Annotated in this window: 20 protein-coding genes; 14 read left to right on the forward strand and 6 right to left on the reverse strand. The window is 59.5% G+C overall.

Translation table 11 applies throughout. From position 1 onward, the window contains the following. Window position 1 precedes the first annotated feature (1 nt). Window positions 2-919, reverse strand: a complete 918-nt coding sequence (locus tag QD357_RS22265) for a 2-dehydro-3-deoxygalactonokinase (RefSeq protein ID WP_414125036.1) — start codon at window positions 917-919, stop codon at window positions 2-4. Between the two features lie 71 nt (window positions 920-990). Continuing rightward, entirely contained in the window at window positions 991-1,761 is a 771-nt protein-coding gene (locus QD357_RS22270; protein ID WP_107107166.1) for an SDR family NAD(P)-dependent oxidoreductase, read from the reverse strand. 159 nt (window positions 1,762-1,920) lie between these two features. On the opposite strand from QD357_RS22270, the gene QD357_RS22275 reads away from it, so the two are divergent. From QD357_RS22275 to QD357_RS22330, 12 genes are all read left to right on the forward strand, one after another. Further along, the gene (locus tag QD357_RS22275) at window positions 1,921-2,706 is read left to right on the forward strand and encodes an IclR family transcriptional regulator (protein WP_107107247.1); all 786 of its coding nucleotides are present in this window, start codon (window positions 1,921-1,923) and stop codon (window positions 2,704-2,706) included. Between the two features lie 325 nt (window positions 2,707-3,031). Next, window positions 3,032-3,772, forward strand: coding sequence for a helix-turn-helix transcriptional regulator (locus QD357_RS22280; RefSeq protein WP_414125037.1), 741 nt, complete (start codon window positions 3,032-3,034; stop codon window positions 3,770-3,772). A 622-nt stretch (window positions 3,773-4,394) separates the two neighbouring features. Next, window positions 4,395-5,549, forward strand: a complete 1,155-nt coding sequence (locus tag QD357_RS22285) for an Mrp/NBP35 family ATP-binding protein (RefSeq protein ID WP_107107167.1) — start codon at window positions 4,395-4,397, stop codon at window positions 5,547-5,549. 402 nt (window positions 5,550-5,951) lie between these two features. Then, a complete protein-coding gene (locus QD357_RS22290; protein ID WP_414125038.1) occupies window positions 5,952-6,929 on the forward strand; it encodes a magnesium transporter CorA family protein in 978 nt (325 codons plus the stop codon). Window positions 6,930-6,982: 53 nt separating this feature from the next. Continuing rightward, window positions 6,983-8,848 (forward strand): potassium transporter Kup, encoded by a 1,866-nt coding sequence (locus QD357_RS22295; protein WP_414125039.1) that lies wholly within the window; start codon window positions 6,983-6,985, stop codon window positions 8,846-8,848. Between the two features lie 170 nt (window positions 8,849-9,018). Further along, window positions 9,019-10,197 (forward strand): cell wall hydrolase, encoded by a 1,179-nt coding sequence (locus tag QD357_RS22300; protein WP_107107170.1) that lies wholly within the window; start codon window positions 9,019-9,021, stop codon window positions 10,195-10,197. A gap of 315 nt (window positions 10,198-10,512) precedes the next feature. Beyond that, window positions 10,513-10,857: an AtpZ/AtpI family protein gene (locus QD357_RS22305; protein ID WP_107107171.1), complete on the forward strand. Its 345-nt coding sequence runs from the start codon at window positions 10,513-10,515 to the stop codon at window positions 10,855-10,857. A 79-nt stretch (window positions 10,858-10,936) separates the two neighbouring features. After that, window positions 10,937-11,689, forward strand: coding sequence for a F0F1 ATP synthase subunit A (locus QD357_RS22310; protein ID WP_107107172.1), 753 nt, complete (start codon window positions 10,937-10,939; stop codon window positions 11,687-11,689). Window positions 11,690-11,758: 69 nt separating this feature from the next. Beyond that, window positions 11,759-11,986 (forward strand): F0F1 ATP synthase subunit C, encoded by a 228-nt coding sequence (locus tag QD357_RS22315; RefSeq protein ID WP_028750571.1) that lies wholly within the window; start codon window positions 11,759-11,761, stop codon window positions 11,984-11,986. Between the two features lie 79 nt (window positions 11,987-12,065). Then, a complete protein-coding gene (locus QD357_RS22320) occupies window positions 12,066-12,659 on the forward strand; it encodes a F0F1 ATP synthase subunit B (protein WP_107107173.1) in 594 nt (197 codons plus the stop codon). A 3-nt stretch (window positions 12,660-12,662) separates the two neighbouring features. Next, the gene (locus QD357_RS22325; protein WP_107107174.1) at window positions 12,663-13,154 is read left to right on the forward strand and encodes a F0F1 ATP synthase subunit B; all 492 of its coding nucleotides are present in this window, start codon (window positions 12,663-12,665) and stop codon (window positions 13,152-13,154) included. Between the two features lie 361 nt (window positions 13,155-13,515). Then, a complete protein-coding gene (locus QD357_RS22330; protein WP_246451034.1) occupies window positions 13,516-14,064 on the forward strand; it encodes an aminoglycoside phosphotransferase family protein in 549 nt (182 codons plus the stop codon). An 18-nt stretch (window positions 14,065-14,082) separates the two neighbouring features. Here the strand turns inward: QD357_RS22330 and QD357_RS22335 are convergent, their stop codons facing one another. Together QD357_RS22335 and QD357_RS22340 are read right to left on the reverse strand one after the other, a co-directional pair. Beyond that, window positions 14,083-14,742 carry a ribonuclease HII gene (locus tag QD357_RS22335; RefSeq protein ID WP_107107175.1) on the reverse strand — a complete coding sequence of 220 codons (660 nt, stop codon included), beginning with the start codon at window positions 14,740-14,742 and terminating at the stop codon, window positions 14,083-14,085. Between the two features lie 204 nt (window positions 14,743-14,946). Then, window positions 14,947-16,104: a PA0069 family radical SAM protein gene (locus QD357_RS22340; protein WP_107107176.1), complete on the reverse strand. Its 1,158-nt coding sequence runs from the start codon at window positions 16,102-16,104 to the stop codon at window positions 14,947-14,949. 229 nt (window positions 16,105-16,333) lie between these two features. On the opposite strand from QD357_RS22340, the gene QD357_RS22345 reads away from it, so the two are divergent. Together QD357_RS22345 and QD357_RS22350 are read left to right on the forward strand one after the other, a co-directional pair. Then, window positions 16,334-16,852, forward strand: coding sequence for a glycosyl transferase (locus QD357_RS22345; RefSeq protein ID WP_107107177.1), 519 nt, complete (start codon window positions 16,334-16,336; stop codon window positions 16,850-16,852). Window positions 16,853-17,032: 180 nt separating this feature from the next. Continuing rightward, on the forward strand, window positions 17,033-17,347 hold the full coding sequence (locus QD357_RS22350) for a hypothetical protein (protein WP_107107178.1): 315 nt from the start codon (window positions 17,033-17,035) through the stop codon (window positions 17,345-17,347). Window positions 17,348-17,385: 38 nt separating this feature from the next. Here QD357_RS22350 and moaB read toward each other — a convergent pair whose 3' ends face one another. Beyond that, a complete protein-coding gene (moaB, locus tag QD357_RS22355; protein ID WP_107107179.1) occupies window positions 17,386-17,940 on the reverse strand; it encodes a molybdenum cofactor biosynthesis protein B in 555 nt (184 codons plus the stop codon). Then, complete coding sequence (locus QD357_RS22360; RefSeq protein WP_107107180.1) at window positions 17,940-18,851, reverse strand: 4-(cytidine 5'-diphospho)-2-C-methyl-D-erythritol kinase; 912 nt, start codon at window positions 18,849-18,851, stop codon at window positions 17,940-17,942. The genes moaB and QD357_RS22360 overlap by 1 nt, the downstream gene beginning before the upstream one ends. Between the last annotated feature and the right edge of the window lie 5 nt (window positions 18,852-18,856).

The raw sequence follows: 18,856 nt of genomic DNA on the forward strand, positions 1-18,856 counted from the left end.
GTTAATTCGGCCAGATCGCCTTCGCAGCGGCGGAAAGCCCGCGGCGAACGGCAGCATCGGCATCAACAGTCGTATAGTTGAGGGAGAGGATGCGGAACGCATCTTCATAGAGCGCCTGCAGGCGTCCGGAGGCAACCAGAGTGATCGCAGCCCCTTGTCCGGCGGATGACAGCGCGCCCGCGAATTCGGCGCCGATCAGTGTGCCCGAGATCAACGCTTGCGCCCCGGCTGCCGTCAGGCCATGCAGAAGTTGGCCGGCGCGGGAGGTAAAGAGCATGTTCGTCGCGAGGGCCGGCTTGTTGAAGGCGGCTTTGACCGCGGTTTCGAAGGCGGAGACGTCTGCGGGCATGTCGGCTGCGCCGGCAACGGCGTGCGACAGGATGCTGTGTTTGGTGATGACGTCGAAGAGTTCGCCGGTCATGAAGGTCGAAAAGCCGGTGACCTGGCCGTCGACGACACGCACCCATTTCGAATGCGTGCCGGGCATGCAGACGAGCTGTTCGCCCTTGGCGTCGGCGGCGATCGCGCCGAGCAATTGCGTCTCCTCGCCGCGCATGACGTCCGGCGCTTCCTTGGCGCGCTGCGCGAGGCCCGGCAAAATGCGGACATCGCGCGATTKACCCGGCACGGAGACGGCGCCGGTCAGGATGGCAGAGAGCGACGTCGGCGTATCGATATAGCCGGCTTCCACCCAGCCCTGGCGTGCTCCGGCCATGCCGCAGACGATGACGGGAAGGTCTTCCGGAGCTGCAAGGGCATCGAGATGCGACTGCAGCACCTTGGCGAAACCTGTCTGAGCCGCCGACGTCATGCCTTCGCCGCTGCGGCGCTCGCCGAGAATGCTGTCATCTTCGCCGATCAGCCACAGCCGGAAACTGCTGGTGCCCCAATCGACCGCTATGTATGCGGGCCGTGTCATTTAAAAATACCCCTGATTTTTCACTAGAAAATGCCACTGGTTTTTCATCAGAAAATACCGCCGGTTTTTCATCAGAAAATACCTCCATCGACGATGATGGACTGCGCCGTGATGCTGCCTGAGCAGTTGGATGCGAGAAAAAGCGTCGGGCCGACCAGATCGGCGGCCTTGAGAACATGCTTGAGGCATTGGCGCGCGACGGTGCTGGCTATGGCTTCTTCCGTCAGCCAAAGCTCCATCTGCCGCTCGGTGACGACCATGCCCGGCAGAACGGCGTTGACGCGGATATTTTCCGGTCCAAAGCGGCCGGCAAGGCTCTTGGTCAGGCCGATGATGCCCGCCTTTGCGGTTGCGTAGGCGGAAAGATGCGGTGGGTTCATCTTGAAGACGATCGATGAGAAATTGATGATCGCCCCGCCGCCGGCTGCGCGCATGCCCGGCGCTGCCGCCTGCGAGACGAAAAAAACCTGCTTGAGGTTGATCGCCTGGTTGTTGTCCCAGTACTCCTCGGTCGTCGTGTCGATCTCGTGCCGGTCGTCCCAGGCGGCGTTGTTGACCAGGACGCGAATCGCACCGAGGTCGGATTCGACGGCGGCGACCGTGCTCTTCACGGCACTGATGTCGCGCAGGTCGGCATGATAGAAGGCGACCGGATGCGCCGATTGCGCCGAAAGCCGGGCGGCAAGCGCCTTGCTCGGCTCCTCGGCTATGTCGATGAAGGCGACCTTGGCGCCCTGTTGGGCAAAAGCTTCGACAAGTGCGGCGCCGATACCGGAACCACCGCCGGTGATCAGGACGGTGCGATCCTTAAGATCGGGAAATTGTGCCTGTGCCTCGGTCAAGTTCGTTTCCTCCCGGAATTGAAAATACCTTCTTGTTCCATTATTTGGAACTCAATTTGACTATATGGAATTATCCGATTACCATTCCGTCGTGTCAAGGACATGAGGGTGTGTCAGAGGCGCGCGGAGGCAATCGTGAATTCGAGGCAGGGCGACGACATGAAGGAAATCCGTCGCGGCCGGGAGACCGGCACGCTCGGCAAGCTCATGGCGCTCGTCGATCTCGTTGCGCTGGCCGATCGTCCAATGCGTTTTACCGACATCCTGTCCCTCTCTGACCAGCCGCGTGGCACGCTGCATAGGCAATTGTCTCACCTCGTCGAAGAAGGGCTGCTGGAGACCGATCGCGACGGATGTTATCTGCCCGGCATCAGGCTCTTGAGCCTTGCCTCCCGCAGTTGGGCGCGCAACGAGTTTCGCACCGTCGCCGAGCCGCATCTGCGTCTGCTGCAGGCGCAGACCGGCGAAACCGTGCATCTCGGCGTCCTGCGCGGCACCGAGGTCATCTATCTCGACAAGGTCGAGGGTCGGCAGTCCGTGCGGATGTATTCGCAGATCGGCAATGCCTCGCCGGCCTATTGTACCGGCGTCGGCAAGGCCGCTTTGTCCGCGCTCGACGATATCAGTTTCGAGGCGCGTGTCGCCGGGCTCGAGTTTCACGCTTACACCGAACATACCCATCGCAGCGTGGCAGGTCTCCGGGCCGACATCGAGGACATCAGGAGGCGCGGCTGCGCCTTTGACCGTGAAGAGCATGAGAGCGGCATATGCTGCGTCGCCGCGCCGATCCACTCGGACGACAACGAAATGCTGGCCGGCGTCTCCGTAACCGGCCCCGCATACCGCGTTACGTCGGAAAAATTGCAGGAATGGGCGCCTTTGGTGAGAGCAGCGGCGGCCGCGATCATGCAGGATATGCAAAGTCGGCTCGGTCCCCGGCGCTAAATGCGCCCGCTTTTCTCGACTGTCATGTGAAATTCACCAATTTGGCCTTTCGTACGCTGGACCTTGGCCAACTTGCACGCTTATTCTGATTTGCTTGTGAGAATCGCGGATAAACTGCCGTTCTCCTTAGTACCTGCTGTTACATCCGGAGGAGGTTGGCGACCCGGTTACCCCGGCGCCGCAGTAAACAGTGTCGCAGCAGGCGAAATTTTTAAAAATTTATAATTGATCAAACGCCCGCTTGTCGGCGTTCATGTAATGACCCGGAGGCTTGGAGGCGGCGGTTTCGCGTTTGTGCCCCTCCCTTAATATACAAAGAAGACTAATGATGGCAGCATTGGTGCAGGCGGGAAAGCCCCCTCGGGGCGAAGATTACATTGATGAAATTACCGGTCTGAAAACACAGTTCGATGTTTTTCGTTTCATGAAGCGGCTGACCGAAGCCTATCGCTGCCGGGCTTTCATGGTCCTGAATCTGCCGCCGGTGACATCCTTCGAACTGCAGAGCAATTCAGTCATCAACAACTGGCCCGCCGAACTCCTGGCGACGTACGACCAGGAAGGGCTGATGACGAGCAGCCCCGTGCTGCGGCGGCTGCGCGGTTCCACACTGCCTTTCGTCCATGAGACAACGGCGAACACCAATCGCGACGATGCCAGGGCTCAACTCATCGCTGCCCTGTTCGAACGCTTCCGCATGACGAGGTGCCTCTATCTGCCGACCCACGACGCGTCCGGTCTTCGCGGCGCGATATCGCTTGCCGGCGATCGCGAACTCTTCACCGCAGAAGAGATCAAGGACCTCTGCTATGTCGCAATCTATGTTTTCGACCGGCTCGCCGAAATCCGTAATATGGACATCCGCGTCACCGACGCGCTGACGGACCGGGAGATCGATTGCCTGAACTGGACGGCCGCCGGCAAGACCAGCGCGGAAATCGCCGAAATCCTGACCCTCTCCGAACATACGGTCAATCACTACCTGAACAGGGCCACCAAGAAGCTGGACACCGTCAACCGCACCCAGGCAGTCGCCAAGGCGCTGCGCGTCGGATTGATAAAGTAGGGCATCCTCCGCAGAGACGGATAGAGCGAGCGAAATCCCGGCAATTTTCTGCGTGAATTTTGTGCGCTGCCCATAAAATTTGCTGACTTCTTTTGCGCCGATTTGCGGGCGTAACGGGCGATGGCCTGCTAATCAATTGAAAAAAAGGGCCTTTTTTGATTTCGGGGAACTGGCACGCTTTCTGCATTTCAATAGTCAGAGGTCCAGAGGGGACTTTGATGACAGCGCCGACAAACGTGCGCGGATCCGGCCGTCGCTGCCGATATTATAGCCGTTGCTTTTCCCAGCGGCAGGTATCGGCAGCGGCTGTTGCTTATTTGGCACGTCCTCAAAATCAACAGGGTCCAAGGCGCGATTTTTCGCATCCTCGCCCTACTTCTTTCAAAGCATTGCTTTATGTCCGCCGCTGACATTTCAGTCTCCAAGGGAGCGTTGCGGCTGGTAGGGCTATAAGCCCGGCGGACCTGCCGGCCGCAACGGACTGAGTTCTGTGTCGATATTCCCTTAATTTCGTTTGGCGAAGTTCCCTCACTCCACTATCTAAGCCTGAGAGATTTGGCGCGTTTGCTGCGTGGGCGTCCATGCGCGGCGATCCGAATGGAAATGGTGCAGTGAGGATGGAATGACGGACATCACCAAGGAACAGGTTCTGGAAACGCTGAGGACCGTTCGTGGCCCGGACCTGGAGCACAACATCATTGAGCTCGGCATGGTCTCGGATGTCTTCATTTCCGATGCCAAGGTCTATTTCTCGATCACGGTTCCGGCAGAGCGCGCCAAGGAACTGGAACCGCTGCGACTTGCTGCCGAACGTGTGGTCAAGGAATTACCTGGCGTCAAAGGTGCCTTGGTCACATTGACCGCGGATAAGAAGGCCAACGCTGCTGGCACGCCTGCTCCGCGTCCGGCTGCTCAGCCGCATGCCCATAACCATCCCCATACCCATGCGCCGCAACAGCCGCCACGCGCTGGCAAGATCGGTGTACCCGGCATTGGCGCCATCATCGCGGTTGCCTCCGGCAAGGGCGGCGTCGGCAAGTCGACCACGGCCGTCAACCTCGCGCTCGGCCTGCTCGCCAACGGCCTGCGCGTCGGCATTCTGGATGCCGATATCTATGGGCCTTCCATGCCGCGCCTGCTGAAGATTTCCGGCCGTCCGACGCAGATCGACGGCCGCATCATCAACCCGATGCAGAATTACGGCCTCAAGGTTATGTCCATGGGTTTCCTCGTCGAAGAGGAGACGGCGATGATCTGGCGTGGGCCGATGGTGCAGTCGGCACTCCTGCAGATGCTGCGGGAAGTCGCCTGGGGTGAGCTCGATGTGCTCGTCGTCGATATGCCGCCAGGCACTGGCGATGCCCAGCTTACCATGGCGCAGCAAGTGCCGCTCGCCGGCGCCGTCATCGTTTCGACGCCGCAGGATCTGGCGCTGATCGACGCCCGCAAGGGCCTCAACATGTTCCGGAAGGTGGAAGTGCCCGTTCTCGGCATTGTCGAGAACATGAGCTATTTCATCGCTCCGGACACGGGCGCCCGTTACGACATCTTCGGTCACGGCGGGGCGCGGAAGGAGGCCGAGCGCATCGGCATACCCTTCCTCGGCGAAGTGCCGCTGACCATGGGCATCCGCGAGACTTCCGATGCCGGAACGCCGCTGGTCGCTTCTGACCCCAATGGCACTGTCGCCGGCATCTATCGCGATATCGCGACCAAAGTCTGGGCACAGGTCAGCAACACGCCTCAGCGCGCCGCACCCTCCATCGTCTTCGAATAATTCACAAGGGCGTGTGCTGCGCAGCGATTGCCTTGCCCGCGCCGTGTGCTATGACTTCGCACGATTTGAATCTGCGGTGAAAGCGCGCATCGAAGGGGTTGTGACTTGATTCTTTGCGAGCTTTGCTGCATATGCGCCGCCGGCGTGAATTTGGTCGGCCATATCCGATGACGGCCATCCGCCAAATGGTGACTTCGTCTCGCCTGAGCAATCGGCTTTGTCATGACGGACGAAGGATTGGTACAGCAGCGCAATGGAGCATGGACACGGATTCCCTGCCAAACCGGCGGGATACGGCCGGAGTTTTATGAATTTTTTTCATTGGCCATTGGTAGGATCTCGGCGGGAGCGCACAAAGCGCCGCAGTCATAGCTTTGCCTTCGCTGCATCGAGGACGATCCGTTGATCACGGCCTATTGCTCCGATTGCAAGCCGCTCGAATTGGCAGATCTGTCGACCATTGCCCAATTGCCGGACAATGCCATCTGGATCGACATGGTCGAGCCATCGCGTGAAGAAGAGACGAATATCGAGCGCCTGCTCGGGCTCGAGGTGCCGACGCGCGAGGATATGAAGGACATCGAGCCTTCAAGCCGGCTCTATGTCGAAGACGGCGCGGTTTTCCTGACGGCTTCGCTGCTGTGGAAGGCCGATACCAACCTGCCGACGCTGACCGACGTTGCCTTCATCCTGACGGGTCACCGCCTGATCACCATCCGCTATGCGCGGCCGAAATCCTTTGCGCTGTTCATTGCGGCGCTGCAGCGCATTCCGCAGGAGCGGCGCACGGGCGTTGCGCTTCTGGCGAAACTTCTCGAAACAATAGTCGACCGCACGGCCGAGATCCTTGAACAGACGGTCTCCAGCATCGATATATTGTCGGTGCATGTGTTCGGCGATCGCGTGAAGAAAATCCGCCGTCCGTCGAACTATTTGGAAGAAAAGCTGAAGGACGTTGCAGGCTATCATCGCACGGTCAGCAAGGTGCGCGACAGCCTGAGTTCATTGTCGCGGGTTTTGACCTTCCTCCAAACCATCCCCGCCATGCAGCAGGACCGTGAGGCCAAGGAATTGTGCCGCAATGTCTCGCGGGATGTGCAGTCTTTATCCGAACATGCATCCTTCGTCGCCGGTAACATTACCTTCCTGCTGGATGCATCGCTCGGCCTGATCAATATCGAGCAGAATGCCATCATCAAGATTTTCTCGATCGCCTCCGTAGTCTTCTTGCCGCCGACGCTTGTCGCCTCGGTCTACGGTATGAACTTCGAGTTCATACCCGAGCTGCATTTCGCCTATGGGTACCCGGCCTCGTTGCTATTGATGGTGGTGTCTGCGGTCGTTCCGTTTCTCTTTTTTCGCTGGAAAGGCTGGCTCTGAGAGTCTAGTGATCCTGAATGTCTGACGAAACCCATCATTCTCCCGACGGGAAAATGAATACACGCAAACTCTTCTACCTCGCTTTGGGGTCGATTGGCGTGGTCTACGGCGATATCGGTACGAGCCCGCTTTACGCCTTTCGCGAGGCGCTGAAGCCGGTGGCCGCCGACGGCCTGACGCGCGGCGAAGTCATCAGCCTCGTTTCGCTGATGTTTTGGGCGCTCACCATCATCGTCACCATCAAATATGTCCTTTTTCTGCTGCGGGCGGACAACGATGGCGAAGGCGGTACGCTGTCGCTTTTGGCGCTGTTGATGAAGACGGCGAACGGCCATACCGCCGTTCTGATGCTGTTGGGCCTGATGGGCGCCGCGCTCTTCCTTGGCGATGCGATGATCACCCCGGCGCTGTCGGTTCTTTCGGCCGTCGAAGGCCTGAAATTGGTGACACCGACGCTCTCGGATTATATCGTGCCGATCTCGGTCGCGATCCTGGCGCTGCTCTTTGCCATCCAGTCGCACGGCACCGGTGCGGTCGCGCGGTTCTTTGGCCCGATCACGGCGATCTGGTTCATCGTCATGGGCGTGGCCGGCATCATGCATATCTCGGACGATTTCGGCATCCTGGCCGCCTTGAACCCCTGGTATGCAGTCACCTTCCTGATGAACGAGGGTTTCCTCGGTGTCGTCGTGCTTGGCGCGGTCTTCCTGACCGTCACCGGTGCCGAAGCACTCTACGCCGACCTGGGTCATTTCGGCCGTCGGCCGATTCAATGGGCCTGGTTCGCCCTGGTGTTTCCGTCGCTGACGCTGAATTATCTGGGCCAGGGGGCTCTCGTCCTGCGCCAGCCGCTCGCGATGTCCGACCCGTTCTTCCTGATGTATCCGCATTGGGCGATCCTGCCGGTGGTCATTCTTGCCACGCTCGCGACGATCATCGCCAGTCAGGCGGTTATCACCGGCGCCTTCTCGCTCACGCGCCAGGCCATTCACCTCGGCTTCCTGCCGCGCATGGAAATCCTCTTCACCTCCGAGACCAATACCGGCCAGATTTTCCTGCCGTCGGTTAACACGGTGCTGTTCTTCGGCGTCATCTTCCTCGTCTTGAGCTTCAAGACCTCGGATGCGCTGGCAACGGCCTACGGCATCTCGGTGACCGGCGCGATGGTCGTCACCTCGATCATGGCTTTCGAGTTCGTGCGTGTGCGCTGGAACTGGACGCTGCCCATGGCAATTGCCGTGCTCACGCCGCTGCTGTTGCTGGAATTCGTCTTCCTGGGCGCCAACCTGCTGAAGATCCACGACGGCGGCTACGTTCCGGTGCTGATCGCGACTGCCTTCACGGTGATCATGTGGACCTGGCGCCGCGGTACGGCGATCCTGATGGAGAAGACGCGCCATACGGATATTCCGTTGTCGTCCTTCGTCAGCTCCATCGAGCGCAAGAGCGACCATTCGCCGGCGCATGTGCCCGGTACGGCGATCTTCCTCACCAGCGATCCGGAATCGGCACCCGCGGCGCTGTTGCACAATCTGAAGCACAATCACGTCCTGCACGACAAAAACGTCATCCTGACGATCCGCACCATCAATAAGCCGCGCGTTGTGCAGGAGGACCGCTACTCGGTCGAGAAGGTCTCCGACCGCTTCTCGCGCGTCGAGCTGCGCTTCGGCTTCATGGAATCGCAGAACGTCTCGCAGGCACTGGCGACCTTGCGCAAGACCGGCCTGAAGTTCGACATCATGTCGACTTCCTTCTATCTCGGCCGCCGTAAGCTGGTTCCGGACGCGAAATMCGGCATGCCGCACTGGCAGGACCGGCTCTACATCGCGCTCGCCAACGCCGCGACCGATCCTTCAGACTACTTCCGCCTGCCGGCCAACCGCGTCGTCGAACTGGGATCGCACGTCATCATCTGACGCAGCTCAGTTCAGCTTGTTTACATCAAAGGCCCGGTGAATATCCGCCGGGCCTTTTGCTTGCGTCTTCGTGAATAGATGGTGATGGCACGGCCGCCAGAATTAACCATCCATCAAGGTTAATGCGAGATTATTTCGGCTCCTAACCCAGAGTGCCGTGGAGTCCGGTATTGTCTCGCCCGCGTCGTGTCCCTCGTAAATTTGGTCTTTTGCCGAAAAACTGGACTTCGCCAGCCGTCTTCGGGCTTTGCGCATGGCTGATCTTTCCTTCGGCGGTGGCCTATGCCGATCTTGCAGGTCTGCTTGCGGGTATCGACAGGGGTAGCAGCAACTGGCGCATGGTCATCACCAATTCGCCGGCAGGCTCGACGCATCAGGCCGAACTTGCCTTTGGCGACGCATCGACCGCTGCTGCCATTGGCGATGGCGGTCTCGTCCTGCCCGACGGCCGTCGCGTCGCTTTCCTGTCGCAGCAAAAGGGGAGCGATCCCAAGCCGGACGAAGATCGCATCAATCGCCAGGATAAGAAGAGCAGGGTGGTTGCGGTCGCGCCCATGCAGCCGCCCAAGGATTTTTCCGCTGGCTCTGTGCTGCAGCGCGAGAGCCTGTTGTTCCGTCCCGAACTGGATAACAAGGACAAGACGGCATTCCTGAAGCCGAAGATCGGCGGCAAGGAAATTCAGATCGCTACGGCCTTCTATAAGAAAGAGCCACCGAAACCCGACAATAGCGTGCCGTCCTATCTTGCGAGCTTGGTAACAAGCCAGGATGCCGATGTCCTCGCTGCCGCCTACGCGTCGCCGCCGCCGGATTATGCCCGCGTTTCACCCTTCGATTCGATTCTCGCCAAGGATCAGGACGGTGAGGGCCGTTTCGTGCCGCAGATCGGTCCACAGGATCACGCCTGGGCCGCCAATGTCCTGCCGCCCTCAGTCTTTTCCTCGGACGAGCAGCAATGCCTCGCCACCGGTATCTATTTTGAAGCGCGCGGGGAATCGGTAAAGGGACAGGCGGCCGTAGCCCAGGTCATCCTCAATCGCGTCCGCAACCCGGCCTATCCGAAAACCATCTGCGGCGTCGTTTATCAGAACGACGATTGGCACAATGCATGCCAGTTTTCCTTTGCCTGCGACAACGTCAAGGACCGGGTCAACTCACCCGAACATTGGAAGGTCGCCCGCCAGGTCGCCATGGCCGTGACCGCCGGCAGGATCTGGCTGCCGGAAGTCGGCTCCGCCACGCACTATCACGCCGTCTACGTCCGGCCGAAATGGGCGGCCGAAATGGTAAAGGTCGGCCGCATTGGCATGCACATCTTCTATCGCACCTATGGCGGCGGCTGGAGCTGACGGCCTGTTGCGCGGCGGGACTAATCCGATTTCGTAAGCGCGGGCTGCGCGACAAAAAGGCCACAGAAAAACCCGGCCTGAAGAGGATTCTTCGGCCCAGTTTTCCGCCCGCATCGCATATTCAGCCTAAGATCATGATTTAATTCGGCTAATTTATGGCTGGACAGATGACGTCTACGCCTTGACTATGCTTTTTCCTAAAACTATGTTGCGCGCGACTTCAAAACGGGCCGAAAAGGTGACGAAACCTGCTGTTCGTTTACGCGTTGACCGGGGTAATGGGGCTGCGCGCAGCGAAAATAGGAGGACGTCGCCATGGTGGATGACCGCGACGAAGGTCTGGAAAAGCGACGGGAGCAACTGGGAGCCGAACTGGCAAACAAGCGCTCTGCGTTGGGAGAGGATGAACGAGGGGAGGTTCGCGCCGAGGAAAGCCGCAAAGGCTATGCTCAGGCGATGAAGCTTTCCAGTGAGTTCATTGCTGCCATCATCGTCGGCGCTGTTCTGGGCTATCTGTTGGACCGTTTTGTCGGCACGGCGCCGTGGGGCATGATTGTTTTTCTGCTTCTCGGATTTTGTGCCGGCGTTCTGAATGTTCTGCGCTCTGCAGGCAAGGTGGCGACGCCGATGCTTGAAAAGCACGGGCTTGATAAGAAGTGAGGCGGAAGCAGCGCTGCGGCGCGGTTTCCTGGTGAGAGGCATCCGCTTTGACGAGCGGGAAAATGAAAGAGAACAAGCGGTGGCAAACGGACCTACCCATCAGTTCCTGATCTTCAAGATTATCCCGATCGACATCGGCGGAATTGATTTTTCGTTCACCAATGCTTCCTTGTTCATGGTTGCCTCCGCAGTGATCTCCGCTGGCTTCCTCTATTTTGCCACGGCGCCCCGCAGCGTGATTCCGAACCGCGCCCAATCCATCGCGGAAATGGCTTACGAATTCATCGCCTCGATGTTGAAAGAAGGGGCGGGAACCAAGGGGATGAAATTCTTCCCGCTGGTCTTCTCGCTCTTCATGTTCGTGCTGACGGCGAACCTGCTCGGCATGGTTCCTTATTTCTTCACCGTCACTGCCCAGATCATCGTTACCTTCGCGCTGGCGCTTCTGGTCATCCTGACGGTCATCCTCTACGGCGCCATCAAGCATGGCTTCGGCTTTCTGAAGCTCTTCGTGCCGGAGGGCGTGCCTGGCGTATTGTTGCCGCTGGTGGTGACGATCGAGATCATCTCCTTCCTGTCCCGGCCGATTTCGCTCTCTGTTCGTCTTTTCGCCAACATGCTGGCAGGCCATATCACGCTTAAGGTGTTCGCAGGCTTCGTTGCCTCGCTCGGAGCCCTTGGCGCGATTGGCATCGGCGGCGCCATTCTTCCCCTGATCATGACCGTCGCCCTGACCGGTCTCGAGTTCCTCGTCGCCTTCCTTCAGGCTTACGTCTTTGCGGTACTGACTTGCATGTACATCAATGACGCAATCCATCCGGGTGGCCACTAAGGATTACCGACATTGACGTCTGCAGGGCGTCAGTCATTCGCCGCAACAACCATTTCAAAGGAGTTCAACATGGAAGCGGAAGCAGCAAAGTTCATCGGCGCAGGTCTGGCTTGCTTTGGTATGGCCGGTACGGCTCTCGGCCTCGGCAACATCTTCGGCAGCTACCTGTCCGGCGCGCTTCGCAATCCGTCTGCCGCTGACAGCCAGTTCGGCCGTCTGGTATTCGGCTTCGCCGTTACGGAAGCTCTGGGCATCTTCTCGCTGCTCATCGCTCTCCTCCTGCTCTTCGCCGTCTGATATCAACGGCATGATAGATCACGGTTCGCGGGACAGCGGGCCGTGATTCTTTATATTTGCAGACCACCTGGAGGTGAGCATGTTTGTGACCCCGGCATATGCTGAAGAAGCACCGCCGGCAGCCGGCGCGGTGCATACGGAGACGGGTGCGCCCGATCAGGGCCATCACGCAGGCGTATTCCCGCCGTTTGACCATACGACGTATCCGTCACAGCTTCTTTGGCTGGTGATCACCTTCGTCATCTTCTACGTGGCCATGCAGAAGATCGTTATTCCGCGCGTCGGCAGCATCATTGAAAGCCGGCACGATCGCATCGCCCAGGATATCGACGAAGCCTCGCGTCTGAAGGCCGAAGCCGATGCTGCTGTTGCGACCTACGAAAGCGAATTGGCTGCAGCGCGCGCCAAGGCGAATTCGATCGGTGCCACCGCCCGCGATGCCGCCAAGGCAAAGGCTGAGGAAGATCGCAAGACGATCGAAGCAAGTCTTTCCGAGAAGCTGAAGGCCGCTGAGGTTCGTATCGCCGAGATCAAGGCGAAGGCCTTTGGTGATGTCGGCGCCATTGCTGAAGAAACGGCGGCTGCCGTTGTCGAGCAGCTCGTCGGCAACGTTGCCGGTCAGGCCGATGTCGCATCGGCTGTTGCCGAAGCATCCGCCAAGCGGGAGGGTTGATCCATGGAATTCGGTCTCGACGAAACTTTCTTTGCCTTCGTCGCTCTCATCCTCTTCCTCGGCCTTGTCGTCTATCTGAAGGTGCCGGGCATGATGGCCAAGTCGCTGGACGACCGCGCCGATCAGATCCGCAACGATCTGGCTGAAGCCAAGCGTCTGCGCGAAGAGGCCCAGCATCTTCTGGCCGAGTACCAGCGCAAGCGGAAGGAAGCCGAAGCCGAAGCTGCTCATATCGTTGCGGCAGCCGAGCGCGAAGCTGAAATGCTGACGACGGAAGCTCGCAAGAAGACGGAAGAATTCGTCGCCAATCGTACGGCGCTTTCCGAGCAGAAGATCAAGCAGGCGGAAGCCGATGCGATGAAGGCGGTCCGTTCCGCTGCCGTCGATCTGGCTATCGCTGCCGCCGAATCCGTGCTCGCCAAGAAGGCCGGTGGCCAGGTTCAATCCGAACTCTTCAGCAACGCCGTTGGCGAAGTGAAGGCGCGGTTGAACTAAGCGCAAGCAATCGATCTCTAGGAAAAGCCCGGCTTCAGCCGGGCTTTTTGCGTTTGTGGCACACTCATCTGCGGCAGCATTTGACGATGGTCCCGAATCCAAACTAGATTTCCGCCTCGTTTTAAGGAGTGATCTGGTGATACCGAGCGTGGACGGCGGCGAAGGACCATTCCGCCATGGTGATCTTATCTATAGGCGCACCCGTCCCTGGACAGCGAGCGTTCACGCCTTACTCTCCACACTTCAATCACATGGCTTTGTGAACGCGCCATTTTCTGGCGGATATGACGCGGCTTGGGAGAGGGTGAGCTTTCTTCCGGGCGAGACCGGCGACCTGGATGAGAATGAGAATATGAGGTCGATGACCGCTCTGCGGTCGGCGGCGCGGCTGCTGCGGCGCTATCATGATTGCACTGCGCTGTTTATGCCGCCGATGCTGGAGAAAGATCAGACATGGCAATTGCCGCCGAGACCACCGTTCGAAGTGATCTGCCATGGCGATTTCGCACCCTATAATGTTGTTCTGAATAGCGGCGAGGTGACCGATATCATCGACTTTGAGACTGCCCATCCTGGCCCGCGTGACTGGGACATTGCTTATGCCATCTATCGCTGGGCGCCTCTGTCCGCCGGCGTCGCAATCGAAGATCTCGGCGGACTGGATACGCAAATTCTCCGCACTCGCCTTTTTCTTGATGCTTACGGCTTACCCGCCAAGGAACGACCGGTATTGCCCGGCATGATCATTGACCGTCTGAATGCCTTGGTCGGCTTCATGGAACGCGAGGCGGCCAATGGCGTGGAACGGTATCGCCGCAACATCGAAGAGGGCCACGATCGCATTTACCGGCGCGATGTCGCCTATATCAGCGAACATCGGGACGAGATTATAGCCGGTCTTATGGATTGAAGGGTGGGAAAGGCGCTGTCAGACCTCTTCCCTTCGAAGGGGGCGAAAGCTCATACGATGCAGCGAACAGGGGCCGTGCTTCTTGATACCGGCGCGATGCTCCGGCGTACCGTAGCCGGCATGGGACGCAAAACCGTAAGCCGGAAAGACGTCGCCAGCGCGGGCCATCATCCGGTCGCGTGTCACCTTGGCGACGATCGAGGCGGCGGCGATGGAAAAGGAGCGAGCGTCGCCCTTGACCACGGCTTTTCCCGGACAGGCGAGACCGCCAGGCACATCCAGCCCATCCGTCAGGACATAGCTTGCCGGCACGGCAAGGCTGCAGATGGCGCGGCGCATGGCATCCAGGCTAGCCTTGCGAATATCGGTGATATCGATGCGGGCCGCGCTCGAGGAAGCAATGGAGACGGTGGCGGTCGCGAGGATTTCGACAAACAGCGCCTCACGCCTCATGGCCGAAAGCTGCTTGGAATCATTCAATCCCTCAGGAATGCGCTCCGGGTCGAGAATGACAGCCGCCGCAACGACCGGGCCTGCCAGAGGCCCGCGTCCCGCTTCGTCGGCACCGGCAACGGGCCAGTGACCTGCGCGGCGAGCAATCAGCTCCAGTTCGAAAGTCGGAACGATCGGGCCTTCGTCGAAAAGCATGGGAGAATCGGATGGTGTGCTGCGTGGCATGCGGCAAGCTCGCACACCACCCGATCTCCTGCAAGCCCCCGGTGGATCAAGGCGGCGAACCTGGGGGCTCTTCCGGCGGGCAGGGAAACCCGCGGGAAAGGGTCAGAGCAATTTCAGGAAAAGTGCGTGAGCCGCTTTCCGTCCGGAATTGCGGAAAAACAAAAAGAGAGAGCGGTTCTAAGATTCCGTGAAAAGCTGAGCCGCTCAGAGCAGTGAAAGCTGCACGCCGCTGCCATCTGGCGGCACAAACAGGTCGTCGCGCAGCGCGATACTGCGACGGGTGAGCTCCAGCCGCTTGATCGCCATTTCGAAACGGCGGCTGATCTGCCAGGCATAGGGACCCGCGCCCTTCATGCGCTTGCCAAACTCGGCATCATAATCCTTGCCGCCGCGCATCGAGCGGATCAACGACATGACGTGGCGGTAGCGATCCGGATAGTTCTGCAGCAGCCAGTCGCGGAAGAGCGGGCTGACCTCCAGCGGAAGGCGCAGAATGACATAGCTCGCTTCTATGGCGCCGGCGGCCTTGCTGGCATCAAGGATGCGCTCGATTTCGTGGTCGTTGAGCGCCGGAATGATCGGCGCCACCATGACGGCTGTCTGGATGCCGGCCTCGCTGAGCGCCCGGATCGCCTCCAGCCGCCGCTGTGGCGTCGCTGCGCGCGGTTCCATGGTGCGCGCCAGCTTGCGGTCGAGCGTGGTCACGGAAATACCGACCCGAACCAGGTTCTTGGCGGCCATCTCCTTAAGAATGTCGATATCGCGCATGATCAGCGCCGACTTGGTGACGATCGCAACCGGATGGTTCGCCTTGTTCAGGACTTCGAGAATTTGGCGCATGACGCGCCATTCCTTCTCGATCGGCTGATAGGGATCGGTATTGGTGCCGATGGCGATGACGCGCGGCTTGTAGCCCGGCCTTGCCAGTTCCCGTTCGAGCAGCCGAGCCGCGTCTGGCTTGGCGAAGAGTTTCGATTCGAAATCGAGCCCAGCCGACAGGCCCATATAGGCATGCGTCGGCCGCGCGAAACAATAGATGCAGCCATGCTCGCAGCCGCGATAGGGATTGATGGAACGATCGAAGCCTATATCGGGAGAGTCGTTGCGGGTGATTGCCGTGCGCGGCTTCTCCACCTGCACTTCGGTTTTGAAAGGCGGCAGCTCTTCTAGCGTCTGCCAGCCGTCATCGAATGTCTCACGCTTCAGGGCCTCGAATCGGCCGCTGGGGTTCAGCCCGGCACCGCGGCCGCGCCTGCGGTCGATCTCGACTCTGAGACCGGTGTCGGCGATCAAAGCATTGGCAACATCTGCCGTATTGGCAGGCGCGAATGCGGCCTGCCCTGCAAGGGACTGCTCGTTCATCGGTAACTCCGGGGCGGTTCATGGCGTCGCATGCCGCGTCTAAGATGATTAAATTCCTATCCGACAAATGAGAACAATGCAAGAACAAAATGCGCGATTGCGCACCGCTACGCCGTCTGGCCGAGAGGTCGTGGGGACATTTTGAACCCCATCAAAGCCTTACTTTAGACCTTCCGGTTTTAAAGCTTATGCGCTGGCAATAATTTGTGCGTCGCTCTATAAATGGGCAATGTTGACGGTAATCATTGAATGCCAGGACCAGGAACCTGAACTGGCGCAGACATTGGCGGCATTGGTGGCCGGCGCGATCGAGGGGCTCGTGTGCGATGTTGTCGTGCTTGATCACGGCTCGCGTGACGGCACCTCACATGTTGCCGACGCTGCCGGCTGCCGTTTCTATTCGCAATGGGATATCAAAGACATATTAAGTTCGGCGCGCGGCGAATGGCTGCTTTTCGTCGAACCCGGTGCCCGCCCGCAGGCCGGTTGGATCGATGAGATTGCCGAATATGTCTCGCTCAACAAGGTGCCGGCGCGCTTCACCGCGTCGCGCGGCTATCGCCGGCCTTTGCTGCAGCGCATCGGCCGCAGTCTGCCGCCTCTGGAACTGGGTTTGCTCCTCTCCAAACGACAAGCCATCGCCGCCGCCAAAACAGGCATGCGGCTCGCCGAATTCGCCAAGGGGCAGAAAAGCCGCCAACTGTCGAGCGAACTGATTCCCTCCTGGGTCGCGCGCGCGGCGCGGTAGCGCGGCTTTGTGATCAATCCAGATTCCATTTGAAAATAAGGGAATTACTGTCATAATTTTCATGTGGCGGCGCGCCTCGCGTGTCGCGTCGGGCGGCCGACCATGAAGATGCCGGGATGCGGCAGAGCAGGTCAGCAGAACTCTCCTCTTCTGCCGGTTTCCGGCGAAAGGAGGTGCGTCATGGGACGCACGATGCTCTACCGCCTCATCGGAACGGCCCTTCTGGCAACGGCAATCCTTTATCCGAACTCAGCAGCTTCGCAGGCGATGCTTGCATGCGCAGAGCGCGGCGATATTGTCGCTTTCCTGGAAGCGCACTATTCCGAAAAGCTCTCGGCCATTGGTCAGCTTGATCCAAAGAATATCATCGAAATCTTCGCCGCCGAAAGCGGCAGTTGGACAATGATGATCACCAGTATCTCCGGCCGAAGCTGCGTGATCCTCACGGGCCAGAATTGGGAATCAATTCCTGCTTTGCCCGGATCGAAGGCATAGGAATTGGAAAGCCGGGATATTCCCCAGCAAAGCGCCGCTTATTTTGAGCCGGCACCGCGCTTTAGATGTTCGTCGAGCCGCGGCATGATCTCCACGAAATTGCAGGGCATATGCCGATAGTCGAGCTGCGGCTTCAAAATGCCGTCCCAGGCATCCTTGCAGGCGCCCGGAGAGCCCGGCAGCACGAAGATGAAGGTGGCGTTGGCGACGCCGCCGGTTGCCCGCGACTGGATCGTCGCCGTACCAATCTTGTCGTAGGAGATACGGTGGAACACCTCGGAAAACCCGTCCATCCGCTTTTCGAACAAGGGCTCCAGCGCTTCGGGCGTCACATCGCGGCCGGTAAAGCCGGTGCCGCCGGTGGTGATGACGACGTCGATGGCGTCATCGCGCGTCCAGGCTTCCACCTGGCTTCGAATACGCTCCTTGTCGTCCGTAACAATAGCGCGGGCAATCAAGTTGTGACCGGCTTCCGCAATGCGGGTAACCAGCGTGTCGCCGGATTTGTCATCAGCGAGCGTGCGCGTATCGGAAACAGTCAACACCGCGATTCCCACCGGGATAAAGGATCTTGCTTCGCTTGCACCGGCCATCATGCGTCTCCCTTTATCGTTTCCGTCGCCTGGAAATACCAGTCCGGCTTCAAGCTGTGAAGCGATGCCGCCGCAGCCGTCGCCTGCTCAAGATTATCGAACAGGCCGAAGCAGGTGGCACCGGAGCCGGACATGCGAATGGTGAGCGCTCCTTGGCTTTCGATCAATTGCGAGAGCGTGGCGATCTCGTTGCAGAGCGCCCGCGCCGGCGGCTCCAGATCGTTGCGCAATCCCTCAATGGTCTTGATCCATTGCATGCGGCCGTTTGTTAGCTGCAAGGGAAGTGCGAGCGGCGGATTGTCCTTTCGGGCAAGCAAGCGAAACACCTCGGGCGTCGAAACGCCGACGAGGGGATTGCCGAGCACCATGGCGAAGGACGGAAAATCCGGCAGCAACTCGATCGCCTCGCCGATGCCGCGTGCGATCAGCGGACGGCTGGCAAGGCACATCGGCACATCGGCACCGAGCTTCAGCGCAATCGCCATCACCGTGTCGGCGGGCAGGGAGAGGCCCCAGAGCCGCGTCAGTCCACGCAGGGTCGCCGCGGCGTCCGCCGAGCCGCCGCCGATGCCGGAGGCGACGGGCAGGTTCTTTTCGAGATGGATGTGGACTGGCGTCGCCACGAAACCCGCCGCATGAGCCGCTTGTCGCAGCAGATCGCGCGTCTTTAGCACCAGATTGCCGCCCGCACCCTCCTCGGCAAGAAGAGGAGAGAAGCGCCCGGACAGGCTGAATTCATCACGGGCGCTTGCGCGAAAACCGAGACGATCGCCATGCCGCGCAAACGTGACGAGCATGTCGAGCAAATGATACCCATCGGCCCGCCGGCCCGTCACATGCAGTGCCAAGTTGATCTTGGCGGGTGCTTCCTCCGAGACGTCGAAATCGTCAGCCGCTAAGATCACGCTCATCGAAA

This window comes from Rhizobium sp. BR 317 (assembly GCF_047445835.1).
GTDB classification, from domain to species: Bacteria; Pseudomonadota; Alphaproteobacteria; order Rhizobiales; family Rhizobiaceae; genus Rhizobium; species Rhizobium paranaense.